Source organism: Exiguobacterium sp. SRB7LM (assembly GCF_015712685.1).
In the GTDB taxonomy this organism is placed as follows: Bacteria; Bacillota; Bacilli; order Exiguobacteriales; family Exiguobacteriaceae; genus Exiguobacterium; species Exiguobacterium profundum.
The window spans coordinates 1298936-1311819 of record NZ_VWVR01000006.1 but is presented as its reverse complement, the minus strand read 5'-3'; the positions used below and the strand labels follow the sequence as shown (position 1 = coordinate 1311819).

Annotated in this window: 13 protein-coding genes and 1 riboswitch; of the genes, 12 read left to right on the top strand and 1 reads right to left on the bottom strand. The window is 50.3% G+C overall.

Annotation, left to right across the window (positions count from 1 at the left end; translation table 11 throughout):
• The first annotated feature begins 10 nt into the window (after positions 1–10).
• The 5 genes from F3H97_RS07540 (at position 11) to gcvH (ending at position 4635) form a co-directional block, all read left to right on the top strand.
• The gene (locus tag F3H97_RS07540) at positions 11–1183 is read left to right on the top strand and encodes an acetyl-CoA C-acetyltransferase (RefSeq protein ID WP_012726865.1); all 1173 of its coding nucleotides are present in this window, start codon (positions 11–13) and stop codon (positions 1181–1183) included.
• A 13-nt stretch (positions 1184–1196) separates the two neighbouring features.
• Positions 1197–2981 carry an acyl-CoA dehydrogenase family protein gene (locus tag F3H97_RS07535; protein ID WP_196430968.1) on the top strand — a complete coding sequence of 595 codons (1785 nt, stop codon included), beginning with the start codon at positions 1197–1199 and terminating at the stop codon, positions 2979–2981.
• An 89-nt stretch (positions 2982–3070) separates the two neighbouring features.
• A complete protein-coding gene (locus F3H97_RS07530) occupies positions 3071–3802 on the top strand; it encodes a hypothetical protein (RefSeq protein WP_196430967.1) in 732 nt (243 codons plus the stop codon).
• Between the two features lie 47 nt (positions 3803–3849).
• On the top strand, positions 3850–4203 hold the full coding sequence (locus tag F3H97_RS07525; protein ID WP_159562604.1) for an arsenate reductase family protein: 354 nt from the start codon (positions 3850–3852) through the stop codon (positions 4201–4203).
• A gap of 48 nt (positions 4204–4251) precedes the next feature.
• Entirely contained in the window at positions 4252–4635 is a 384-nt protein-coding gene (gene gcvH, locus F3H97_RS07520; RefSeq protein WP_012726861.1) for a glycine cleavage system protein GcvH, read from the top strand.
• Positions 4636–4674: 39 nt separating this feature from the next.
• Here gcvH and F3H97_RS07515 read toward each other — a convergent pair whose 3' ends face one another.
• Positions 4675–5730: a PTS sugar transporter subunit IIC gene (locus F3H97_RS07515; RefSeq protein ID WP_370568552.1), complete on the bottom strand. Its 1056-nt coding sequence runs from the start codon at positions 5728–5730 to the stop codon at positions 4675–4677.
• 180 nt (positions 5731–5910) lie between these two features.
• Between F3H97_RS07515 and F3H97_RS07510 the strand changes: the two genes are divergently transcribed.
• From F3H97_RS07510 to sufD, 7 genes are all read left to right on the top strand, one after another.
• Positions 5911–6168 carry a thioredoxin family protein gene (locus F3H97_RS07510; RefSeq protein ID WP_084543056.1) on the top strand — a complete coding sequence of 86 codons (258 nt, stop codon included), beginning with the start codon at positions 5911–5913 and terminating at the stop codon, positions 6166–6168.
• A 450-nt stretch (positions 6169–6618) separates the two neighbouring features.
• Positions 6619–6725: riboswitch (SAM riboswitch) on the top strand.
• Positions 6726–6802: 77 nt separating this feature from the next.
• Positions 6803–7831, top strand: coding sequence for a methionine ABC transporter ATP-binding protein (locus F3H97_RS07505; RefSeq protein WP_147538181.1), 1029 nt, complete (start codon positions 6803–6805; stop codon positions 7829–7831).
• Entirely contained in the window at positions 7821–8483 is a 663-nt protein-coding gene (locus tag F3H97_RS07500) for a methionine ABC transporter permease (protein WP_012726857.1), read from the top strand. Before F3H97_RS07505 ends, F3H97_RS07500 begins: the two co-directional genes overlap by 11 nt.
• Before the next feature lie 30 nt (positions 8484–8513).
• Complete coding sequence (locus tag F3H97_RS07495; protein ID WP_159562602.1) at positions 8514–9347, top strand: MetQ/NlpA family ABC transporter substrate-binding protein; 834 nt, start codon at positions 8514–8516, stop codon at positions 9345–9347.
• Positions 9348–9448: 101 nt separating this feature from the next.
• The gene (locus tag F3H97_RS07490) at positions 9449–10663 is read left to right on the top strand and encodes an MDR family MFS transporter (protein ID WP_196430965.1); all 1215 of its coding nucleotides are present in this window, start codon (positions 9449–9451) and stop codon (positions 10661–10663) included.
• Positions 10664–10841: 178 nt separating this feature from the next.
• Entirely contained in the window at positions 10842–11603 is a 762-nt protein-coding gene (gene sufC, locus F3H97_RS07485; RefSeq protein ID WP_143180266.1) for a Fe-S cluster assembly ATPase SufC, read from the top strand.
• Positions 11604–11615: 12 nt separating this feature from the next.
• Positions 11616–12884, top strand: a complete 1269-nt coding sequence (sufD, locus tag F3H97_RS07480) for a Fe-S cluster assembly protein SufD (protein WP_074036358.1) — start codon at positions 11616–11618, stop codon at positions 12882–12884.

Below are 12884 nucleotides of genomic sequence, written 5' to 3'. Positions count from 1 at the left end.
GACAATACAGATGAGGGAAGCAGTCATCGTAGCCGGCGCACGGACGCCGGTCGGAAAAGCAAAACGCGGATCGTTCCGTAACGTTCGTTCGGACGAGCTCGCGGGATATGCCATCAAGGCAACGCTTGAGCGTTCAGGATATAAAGGCCCGATTGATGACGTCATCATGGGTTGTGCGATGCCAGAAGCGGAGCAAGGGATGAACATCGCTCGCTATGCGGCGGTCCGGGGGGGACTGTCGCACGAAGTTCCAGCGATCACCATCAACCGCTACTGCTCGTCAGGTCTTCAAGCCATCGCGGATGCAGCGGCGAAAATCATGATTGGTCAAGCGACGGCAATCATCGCCGGCGGTATGGAGTCGATGAGCCAAGTCCCGATGGGTGGTCACGTCATCCGTCCAAACCCACACATCATGGAGACGGCACCAGAGTACTACATGAGCATGGGGCATACGGCAGAACGTGTTGCAGCCGAATATAACATCTCGCGCGAAGATCAAGATGCGTTCGCCATCAACAGTCACCAAAAGGCGGCGGCAGCCATCGCAGGTGGCAAGTTCCAGGAAGAAATCGTTCCTGTGACGGTCATCGAGCACGTACTCGGTGAAGACGGGAAAGTCGCGGAAGTGGAGAAAGTCGTCAAGCATGACGAAGGTGTCCGTGCAGATTCGACAATCGAAGCGCTCGGTAAACTTCGCCCGGCTTTCAAAATCAAAGGGTCGGTCACGGCGGGTAACGCTTCACAAGTATCCGACGGAGCAGCAGCTGTCCTCGTCATGGACCGTGAAGAAGCAGAACGCCAAGGATTGCAACCGATGGCCAAGTTCCTCTCGTTCGCGGTCGGCGGTGTCCGTCCGGAAGTGATGGGAATCGGACCAGTCGTCGCCATTCCGAAAGCACTCGAGATGGCTGGCGTGAAGTTAGAAGAAGTCGGATTGTTCGAGTTGAACGAAGCGTTCGCGAGTCAGTCACTCGGTGTCATCCGTGAACTCGGCATCGATCCATCGAAAGTGAACGTGAACGGCGGCGCCATCGCCCTCGGTCACCCACTCGGATGTACGGGAGCAAAACTTTCAGTCTCGATCTTGCATGAGATGAAACGACGCAATGAGAAGTATGGGGTTGTCACGATGTGTATCGGCGGCGGAATGGGCGCGGCTGGTGTCTTCGAATTACTTTAAGGGGGAATCGGATATGGAACGTACAGAACATGAATTGATTAAAGGCGGTAGCTTTGTCATTGACGCACTCGATGCAGAGCGTCTCTTCACACCAGAGGATTTCTCAGATGAGCATAAGATGATTGGGGACACGACGGCAGGATTCGTCGATGACCGCGTCATGCCAGTCCTCGAGCGCATCGAGAAACACGAGTTCGACCTCTCTGTCGAATTGTTGAAAGAAGCGGGCGAGCTCGGTCTTCTCGGAGCAGACGTTCCTGAAGAGTACGGCGGTTACCAACTTGATAAAATCTCATCTTCAATCATCACGGAGCGCTTCGCGAAAGCACGTTCGTTCGCACTCAGCTACGGCGCACACGTGGGGATCGGGACGCTCCCGATCGTCTTCTTCGGATCAGAAGAGCAAAAGCACAAGTACTTGCCAAAACTCGCGACAGGCGAATGGATCGCGGCTTACGCGCTCACTGAGCCAGGCTCAGGGTCTGACGCCCTCGGTGCGAAAACGACAGCTGTCTTGAATGAGGCGGGCACGCACTACGTCTTGAACGGTGAGAAACAATGGATCACAAACGCCGGCTTCGCGAACGTGTTCGTCGTCTATGCGAAAATCGATGGCGACAAGTTCAGTGCCTTCATCGTCGAGCGTGACTTCAAAGGAGTCTCAACGGGCGCAGAAGAGCAGAAGATGGGGATCAAGGGATCGTCGACACGTACGCTCATCCTTGAAGATGTCGAAGTACCAGTCGACAACCTTCTCGGTGAAGTTGGAAAAGGTCACATCATCGCCTTCAACATCTTGAACGTCGGTCGTTACAAACTCGCAGTCGGAGCAGTCGGTTCTTCAAAACGTGCATTCGACCTCTCGGTTCAATATGCGAACGAGCGTAAACAGTTCAAGACACCGATCAGCCAATTCCCACTCATCCAAGAGAAATTGGCGACGATGGCAGCGAACATCTACGCGATGGAAAGTTCAGTCTATCGTACAGGTGGTTTGTTCCAGGATAGCTTGGACGCACTCGGTGATGAGAACATGCGCGACGGATCGAAAGTCGCACAAGCGATCGCAGAATACGCGATCGAATGCTCACTCAACAAAGTCTTCGCTTCTGAGACGTTCGACTATGTCGTCGATGAAGCCGTTCAAATTCATGGTGGATACGGATTCATGGCAGAGTATGAAGTGGAGAACCTCTACCGTGACTCACGGATCAACCGTATCTTCGAAGGAACGAACGAGATCAACCGTTTGATCGTCCCAGGTACGCTCCTCAAGAAAGCGATGAAAGGTGAATTGCCGCTCCTCGCAGAAGCGCAAAAACTTCAAAAAGAGCTCATGAGCTACATGCCACAAGAATTGGATGGGTCACCACTCGCTCGCGAGAAGATGCTCCTTTCGAACATGAAGAAAATCAACTTGATGGTCGCGGGTACAGCTGTACAGAAGTATCAACAAGACCTTCAAAACGAACAAGAAATCTTGGCGAAGATTGCAGACATGATCAGTGCTATCTATGCGCTTGAAGCAGCCATCGCTCGTACGGACAAAGCGATTGCCCGTTCAGGCGAAGAGAAGAACACGCTCAAAGTCCGCTACACTGAAATCTTTGCGGAGCAAGTGTTCAAGCAAGTCGAACTCATGGCGAAAGAAGTGTTGTACGCAGCGGCGTCTGGCGACGAGCAACGTATGCTTCTCTCGGCAATGAAGAAATTCAGCCGCTACCAGCCAATCAACGTGATCGGCACGAAGCGCGAAGTCGCAGCGAGCCTCATCAAAGCGAACAAGTTTATCGTCTAATCAAATGGACAGAAAGGGTGGACCGGACGCGGTCGACCCTTTCTTTTTTTGAGCTCTGCCACGTACAATAGAGACGAGGGGGAGAGATGATGACAAAACGAGATGTATTACTCGACCGGATGGAACGCATTGGACGGTCCGTAGCCGAACGGGACGGGACGCTCATGCTGCTCGCATTGGGGTCGATTGGACAAGAGACGGAGCGGTTGGATGAGTATTCGGACCTCGATTTCTTTTTGATTGTCGAGGATGGACAGAAGGCGCGCTTTATCGACCGACTCGACTGGCTCGAGATCGAACCGCTTCATTATCAGTTCCAAAACACGAAGGACGGGCATAAGATCATGTACCATGATGGCATTTATGGTGAGTTCGCCGTCTTTGAACTGCATGAAATGGCGACCATCGCCTATACGCCAGGACGTGTCGTCTGGCGACGGGACGAGGCGCTCGAGGTATTTGCGACACCACGCCTCGAAATCACCCGTGAAACAGCGGCCTATTATTATGAAGAGGCGTTGACGAACCTATACGTCGGCTTGCTACGTGAACGTCGTGGCGAAACGCTCGCGGGATTCGAGCTCGTCCAAGTCGCAGCCGTTCAGAACGTCTTGAAGGCAATCGGTGAACAAGGGGACCCGTTCAATCCGACACGCCGGGTCGAGTCGAGACAGCCCAAGATGATTTCTTTCCTGTTGGGCGGGGTATTAGGATATGGCAAGTCAGGCGTCGCAGCCTCGACTATCTTACGTTTTATCGAAGAACGCTATGTGGTCAACCCAACGATGAAGCGAGAGATTGAACGGTTGCTTGAGACGTGATTTAAATTATCTAGGTGTGCTACATTGAAGAAAGAGGTGATGAACAGATGGTGACACTATATGGCTATCCACCATGCAGTACATGTAAAAAGGCAGAAAAATGGTTGAAGGAACAAGGCATCGAGTATACATATATCCATATCGTCGAATCGACGCCGACGAAAGAGGAACTCGCTGAACTGTGGAAACAATCAGGTCTACCACTCAAAAAGTTCTTTAACACGAGCGGGCAAGTCTATCGGAACGAAGGCATCAAAGACAAGCTACCGAATCTATCAGAAGACGAACAACTCGAGCTATTGGCGAGCAATGGTATGCTTTTGAAGCGACCAATCGTCACAAATGGTGAAAAAACGACCGTCGGATTTTCAGAAAAGTCCTTTACGGACGTTTGGGGCTAAGTGCTATAATACAGATGTGAGTCTAATTTATTTGAGGGGGAAGTTAGGATGAGCAAAGTACCAGCAAATTTACGTTATTCAAAAGAACATGAGTGGGTAGAAGTAAATGGAACGAAAGCCCGCATCGGCATTACGGATTTCGCACAAAGCGAACTAGGGGACATCGTGTTTGTCGAACTCCCAGAAGTCGATGGTACGATTTTGCTCGACGAGCCATTCGGCTCAGTCGAATCAGTGAAGACGGTCTCTGAGTTGTATGCACCAGTATCAGGTCGCATCACAGCAGTGAACGAGGACCTCGCGGATTCTCCAGAACTCGTCAACGAGTCACCGTTTGAAAACGCATGGATGATCGAAGTCGAGTTGACGGAAGAGTCAGACCTCGACAAGCTCATGTCTGCAGAAGAATACGAAGCGATGATTCAAGGATAATCAAAGCCGGCCTCTCCATTGGAGAAGCCGGCTTTTTGTTTACTCGAAATCGAGTCGGTAATGATCGGATTCGACGAGAGTCGTCCGTTCAAACACACGGTAGAAGAAGATTCCGAGTGCGACCGGAATCAGTCCGAACAAGACGATGACGAGCAGGACGTTGAAGAGAGCGAATCCACCCGGCATGAGGTGAAGGGCGTTCACCGGACCGATGAGACCTGACACGCCGAACCCGGCGCTGATTGGTGTTCCTTCAATTTTTAGAATCCCTGCGAGCGCACCGAGAATCGCCGCATTTGCCAAAATGGGAAGCATCATGATGGGGCGTCGGACAAAGTTCGCCATCTGAATCTTCGGAGAGCCGAGGAAATGGGCAATCGATGTGCCGGTCGCGTTTGCCTGCCATCCGGCGATCGCGAGACCGAATCCGGCAGCGACGACCCCGAGGTTCGCCGCACCAGCCGCGACACCGGACAAGCTGATGGCTGTCGCAATCCCGACAGTCGAGATCGGCGAGACGATAATGAGTGAGAACGCCATGGCGATCAGGATTCCCATGAGGACCGGTTGCAGGTCAGTCATTGTCATGATGAGTAGACCGATATACGTCGTGATCTGGGAGATGTACGTCAGTAGGAAAGTACCGATGCCTCCTGCGACGACAATGATGGTCATCGGCATAACAATGACCGTATACGTTTTCAAGTGGGGAGCGAGTTTCATGACAAGAAGTGTAGCGATTGCAGCGGTAACACCAGCTGTGATCACGTCCCCGATGCCGGCCATCACAAAAGCCCCTTCGTCGATTTGGACGGCACCGCTACCGACATACGTCGCAATCGCGATGGTCCCGGTTTCGAGAATCGATCGTCCGAACTGCATGGCGACCGCTAGCCCGATAATGGCTGGCAGAAGCCGCATCGCAATTGTCGTCGCATCCAATATGAATTGAAGAGACGGAAAATACGGAAGTATGGCTTTCGTTAATTCACCGAGCAAAGCGCTCGGGATGAGGGCGATCAGAATTGCCATGCTGAGACCGTTTAAGACGTTCATCGTGAACTGTTTCATCGTACCTGTTGCTTGTTCCGTCATCATTCATTCACCTGTCCTTCTTCTTTGCTGTTATGTACAAAAGCGATAAAGTTAGAACCCATATTATTCCTCTCTAAAGAAAGAGTCAAGAGAATCATTGAAAAATTCTGAAATTTCATCAAAGCACGATTTTTGAATGAGAATCCATCGCCCCTTATAATGACAAGAGAGGTGAGAAGAATGATTACAGACGGATTCTTATATATATACGCCCCGATGTGTGGTACATGCGCTGTGGCGGAAAAAATGTTGACGGTCGTCGAAGCGGTCGACCCTGAAATTAAAATCGAAAAGCGAGATGCGAACTATATCCCAAAAGAGCTAGAAGCCTACCAAGTGATGAGCGTACCCGCCTTGTTGAAGCTTGAAAATGGCGAGGTTCAAGATCGATTGTACGCGTTTCAGAATGTGCAACATGTCCTCTCTTTCATGAAATGAGAGAGGAACATTAGAATAATCTGAAAATTTTAAATAATCAGTTGACACAGAAAGTTCACGAATGGTATATTCATTACAACATCTTACTTGAACACAAAATAGGACGCGATATTCCCGATATCAAGACGTTTTGGCGAAGCCGCTGCTACCTTTATACGAATACACGTCAGTCTTCCCTTCGATTGTCCCCCAAAAAAATCAAGCGAAGAAAGACGTTCCGTATAATTGCACGGTCCAAGCCAAGATCGAGTGATGATTGGTGAATCTCCCCCATGTAAGGATGTAAATCTTGAACGGGCAAAAGATTTTCATCTATGGGCTGTCCTTCCGTGACTCAAGGTGCTACGTTCTGTGTCGTCCTCGGACGGCACCTTTTTTTAATTTTTTTGAAAAAAGGATTTGACAGCAGAAAAAGCTGTCGCTATGATAAAGCTAATCGAATACACAACACTCTTATCAAGAGAGGCTGAGGGACTGGCCCTATGACGCCCAGCAACCGCGGAGCAATCCGAAATGGTGCTAATTCCAGCAAGGTGAGAAACCTTGACAGATGAGAGCAATCGTTGTCCGTACGATAAAGTGCGCACGTTTGCTCAAACGTGCGCGCTTTTTTTGTTGTCAGGAGGGAAAGGTATTGATTCAATTACGAAACGTCGCCAAATGGTTCGATACGAAGAATGGTCGTGTCCAGGCGGTCGATGATGTGTCATTAACAATTGATCGCGGTGAAATTTTTGGAATAATCGGATATTCGGGAGCGGGGAAATCGACGCTCATTCGATTACTCAACCGTCTCGAGTCACCGTCAAGCGGTGAAATCGAGGTCGCCGGGAGTGAGCTCACGAAGCTCAGCCCGAAAGAACTACGAGGGGTTCGCAAGAACGTCTCGATGGTCTTCCAGCACTTTAATCTTTTGTGGTCGCGCACGGTCGCAGAAAACATCAGCTTCCCACTCGAACTGATCGGGGTACCGGCAAGTGAGCGGAAACGACGCGTCCAAGAACTCGTCGAGCTCGTAGGTTTGGCTGGTCGTGAGGACAGCTATCCATCGCAACTGTCGGGCGGTCAAAAACAGCGAGTCGGGATCGCCCGCGCGCTCGCTACAAATCCTGAGGTTCTCCTCTGTGACGAAGCGACAAGCGCGCTCGACCCGAAGACGACGGATTCGATTCTCGAACTGCTCGTCAGCATCAATAAGAAGCTCGGATTGACGATCGTCCTCATCACGCATGAGATGCATGTCATCCAAAAGATTTGTCACCGTGTCGCCGTGATGGAGGCCGGAAAAGTCGTTGAGACCGGTCAAGTCTCGGACGTGTTCCAACATCCGGAGCAACCGATCACGAAAGAATTCGTCAAGCAAATCGGGGCGGTCGACGATCTATCGCTCACGTTCGAACATCTTAAAGAACGGTATCCGAGCGGTCAAATCGTCAAATTGAAATTCTTGAACGAGACGGCAGAACAACCGATTTTGTCTGACGTCCTCAAGACGCATGACATCGGATTCAACATCATCGGCGGGAACGTGACCCAGTCACAAGTCGGTGCGCTCGGTACGCTATTCATCCAACTGATTGGGGAAGCAAGTGAAATCGATCGTGCCATCGCGTCGATTCGTTCGCAATCCGTAGAAGTGGAGGTGGAAAGCGATGTTTCCTAACGTAGATTGGCAAATTATGATGGAGCAGACTTGGGAAACGTTATACATGACGCTCGTCGCAGGTGTGGCGACGTTTGTGATCGGACTGGCTTTAGGTTTGATTCTCTATATTACAAACGAATCGCTTTTATTGAAGAATCGTCCGATTTACGTCTTCGTCAGCGCGATCGTCAACGTGTTTCGTTCGATCCCGTTCATCATCTTAATTATCTTACTCATCCCGTTCACGTTGTTCCTACTCGGTACGATGCTCGGTTCGACGGCGGCGCTTCCGGCACTCATCATCGGAGCGGCACCGTTCTATGCTCGGATGGTCGAACTTGCGCTTCGTGAAGTCGACCGTGGGGTCATTGAAGCGGCCGAATCGATGGGAGCGACAAAATGGCAAATCATCTACAAAGTCTTGATTCCAGAAGCTCTTCCGGCAATCGTATCGGGACTCACGGTGACCATCGTAGCAATCGTCGGTTACACGGCGATGGCAGGGGTCGTTGGGGGTGGCGGACTCGGGAACTTAGCCTTCTTGGAAGGATTCCAACGCTCACAAAACGACGTCACGTTCGTGGCGACGGTGCTCATCTTGATCATCGTGTTCGTCATCCAATTCATCGGTGACCGACTCGTCACAAAGATAGATAAACGTTCAGCATAATCACACATATACCATTTGGAGGGATTCATTATGAAAACTTGGAAAACAGTACTCGGATTGACAGCATTATCAGCATTCACGGTTCTCGCGGCTTGCGGCGGGGAAGAGGCAGAAACAGGTTCTGGCGATGAAAAAACATTGATCGTCGGTGCGTCAAACGTACCGCACGCTGAGATTTTAGAGCACGTACAAGAAGAATATGAAGCAAAAGGTTACAAACTCGAAATCAAGAAGTTCCAAGACTACGTGCTTCCGAACAAGACGCTCGCGAGCGGGGAGCTCGATGCGAACTACTTCCAACACGAGCCATACCTCGAGTCACAAATGGCTGAGAACAAAGACTACAAATTCGCATCAGCAGGTGGCGTGCACATCGAGCCAATCGGTGTCTACTCACAAAAATACAAATCGCTCGACGAGCTTCCTGAAGGAGCGGAAATCATCATGAGCTCATCGGTCGCTGACCACGGACGAATCCTCACGATGCTCCAGTCAGAAGGTCTCATCACGCTTGCGGAAGGCAAAACGGTCGATGCGACAGTCGCTGACATCGTCGACAACCCGAAAGACTTGAAATTCAAGACGGACGTGGAAGCAGCACTTCTTCCAACGGCTTACAACAATGGAGAAGGTGATGCGGTCCTCATCAACACGAACTATGCGATCGATGCAGGTCTCAACCCACTCGAAGATGCGATTGCACTCGAAGGGGAAGATTCACCATACGTCAACTTGATCGTCACGCGTGAAGGGGACGAAGAAGACGAGCGCGTCAAGGCACTCCTCGAAGTATTGACGTCTGAAGAGACACAACAGTGGATCTTGGACGAATACAAAGGTGCGGTCGTACCGGTCAAACAATAAGTCATTTCGACTCAGGAGACTTCCTCCTGGGTCTTTTTTTATCTAGTGTTCTTTCATAAAGAGAAGTACACTACATATATGAAAGAAAAGGGGGGATTTGGATGAAGCTCAGACAGATTCATCCACTGACGTGGGGCGTCCTGTTCGGGACGTTTTTTGCACGACTGGCGACGTTTTTTGTCATGCCATTTTTTGCGATCTATCTGGCTACGCTCGGCTTTTCAGCGAGTGTGATCGGAACGATCTTTGCCGTGACGGCACTTTCAGGTCTGTTCATGAGCTTCTTTGGGGGGACACTCTCTGATCGGTATGGACGAAAACAGCTCATGTTAATCGGGATTGTGCTGAATGCCGTTACGTTCGCTGGTCTCGCACTTGCGACGGAACTGTTTTGGTTTTACATGCTATCGATGTTGATGGGGATGTCGCGATCATTCCTAGAACCGGCTTCGCGTGCACTCATCAGTGATACGACGCAGGCCGATCAGCGGGTCATCGTCTATAATGTCCGTTACTTCATGATCAATATCGCCGCGGCCATCGGACCACTCTTGGCGGTCGTCTTGTCACTCACCGGTGTGAAGACTGCATTCTTCGTCGTGACGGCTGTCTACATATTATACGGGATCATTATATCTATCTTGTTTTACAAATATCCGTTTGAAGAAGGGGACGGAATCAAGGCACGCCCGCGCTTGACGGAGACGTTTCGTGTCCTGAGAGATGACCGAACGTTTCGGGCGGTCATCATCGGGATGATCTTCGCGATTATCGGTTATAGCCAGTTCAATTCGACGCTCCCGCAATTCATTGCGCTACGCGATGGACTAGAAGAAGGCTCGAGATTATTCGCCTACTTATTAACGACGAACGCCATCACGGTTCTCATCGTCCAATATCCGATTATGCGTTTCGGGATTCGTGTCTCTCCGATCAAGTCACTCTTTTTCGGGATTTCGACCTTGTCATTCGGACTTTTGCTTATTGGATTTGCGACGGTAGAGTGGGTACTATTTGTCGCGATGGCCATCTTTACCGTCGGTGAGGTGTTGATGTTCACCATGACGGACGTCTTGACGGATGAACTCGCGCCGGAACATTTAAGAGGGACGTATTTCGGGGCAATGGGATTGACATCACTCGGTCAGACGGTCGGACCGATTATCGGTGGCGTTTTACTCGATACGTTCGGTCAGTCGTCGCTTCCTGTATTCGGAAGTTTGGCACTCTTGACGGGGTGTGGTGCCTTCTTCTTCGCGGCTGCTGTACGAGAGCGGAAAGCAGTCCTCGCACTCGTCGAAGAAAATGCCGGATAATGTCTTGATTTCCTACTATTAGCATTCTCAACTTTTATCATTCTATTGAGAATGAATTCTAAGGTGAGTCGCTTGAAATAAAAAAATGACTAGTCTAAGATTAGAATATATCTAATCTACGCCATTCACTATGGCGAGAAAATACGGAAGGGGTATCCGAATGTCTAACGTACCACAAATGAAAATTGATGACCTCCGCGTCTCAATCGAAGGAAAAGAGATTGTCAAAGGTCTTAATCTAGAAATTAAAGGTGGCGAAATTCATGCCATCATGGGTCCTAACGGGACTGGTAAATCAACACTCGCATCAGCACTCATGGGTCATCCACTTTATGAGGTCACTGGGGGAAGCGTCGAATTAAACGGCGAAGATGTCCTCGAGATGGAAGTCGACGAGCGCGCACAAGCAGGGATGTTCCTTGCGATGCAGTACCCGGCTGAAATCAGTGGTGTCACAAACGCGGACTTCTTGCGTTCGGCAATCAACTCACGTCGTGAAGAAGGTCAAGAAATCTCGCTCATGAAGTTCATCCGTGAACTCGATGCGAAGATGGAGCTTCTCGAAATCCCTTCAGAAATGGCACACCGTTATTTAAACGAAGGATTCTCAGGCGGTGAGAAGAAGCGTAACGAAATTCTTCAAATGATGATGATTCAACCGAACATCGCCATCTTGGATGAAATCGACTCAGGTCTTGATATCGATGCCCTTAAAGTCGTTGCCAAAGGCGTAAACGAAATGCGTTCAGAAGAGTTCGGCTGCTTGATCATCACGCACTACCAACGTCTCCTCAACTATATCGAGCCAGACTTCGTACACATCATGATGGACGGGAAAATCGTCATGTCTGGTGGTAAAGAGCTCGCACAGCGACTCGAGGCAGAAGGTTACGACTGGGTGAAGCAAGAACTCGGAATGACAGTAGACACAGAAGCGTAAGGAGGCTGTACGATGACCGTACAATTTGAATTGGATGCACAAGCGTTGTCGGCACGTGCAGAAGCGCTCGGCGGACCAGCATGGATGGTCAACCGTCGTAAAGAGGCAGCAGAACTTGCGCCGACACTTGCTTTGCCAAAAGTTGAAAAGATTAAGATTGATAAGTGGGACTTCACAGCGGGAGATGTCGAGCTCGAACAAAAAGACGGCTTGACAGCGGACATCGAATCACTCCTCGGAGACCACCGGACAAACGTGCTCGTTGAACGCAACGGTCATGTCGTCTATAACGAATTGTCGATGCCTGAAGGCGTCTTGTTCATGGGAATCAAAGAAGCGATGGAGCAACATCCTGAGCTCGTTGAGAAATACTTCATGACTGAAGGCGTACGTGTCGATGAAGAACGTCTTTCGGCGTTGAATGCTGCCCTCACAAACGGTGGTGCATTCATCTACGTACCGAAAAACACGCAATTGAAAGATCCGCTTCAAGCCATCTTCACGATGGAACAGGCGAACGGTGCCCTCTATCACCACACGATCCTCGTCGCAGACGAAGGCAGTGAAGTGACATACATCGAAAACTTCCTTTCTGGCACGAATGAACCGCACACGGTCAACGTCGTGACGGAAGTATTCGCTGGAGAGAACGCGAAAGTCGTCTTCGGTGGTGTCGATCAGCTCGCTGAATCAGCACTTACGTTCATGAACCGTCGCGGTGTCGTCTATGCGAACGGTCGCCTCGATTGGGCGCTCGGTCACATGAACGACGGGAACTCGGTCGTCGAGACGAAGACTCACCTCGTCGGTGACAACACGTATTCAGATACAAAAGCTGTGACAATCGGTCGCGGTGCACAGAAACAAAACTTCAACATCCGTACCGACCACTTCGGAAAAGCATCTGAAGGGTTCATCTTGATTCACGGTGTCCAAAAAGACGCAGCCACTGCAATCTTCAGCGGGACATCGATGATTCACCACGGTGCGTCAAAATCGAACGGTGTACAAACAGAGCGCGTCTTGATGCTCTCTGAAAAAGCACGTGGGGATGCCAACCCGATTCTTCTTATCGATGAAGATGACGTTATGGCAGGTCACGCAGCATCTGTCGGTCGTGTCGATGATGTTCAATTGTACTACTTGATGAGCCGTGGTTTGTCTCGCCAAGAGGCAGAGCGTTTAATCATCCACGGATTCTTGACGCCTGTCGTCGAAGAACTCGCAATCGATTCGGTCAAAGACCGTCTCCGCGAAGTCATCGAAGGGAAAGTACGTTAA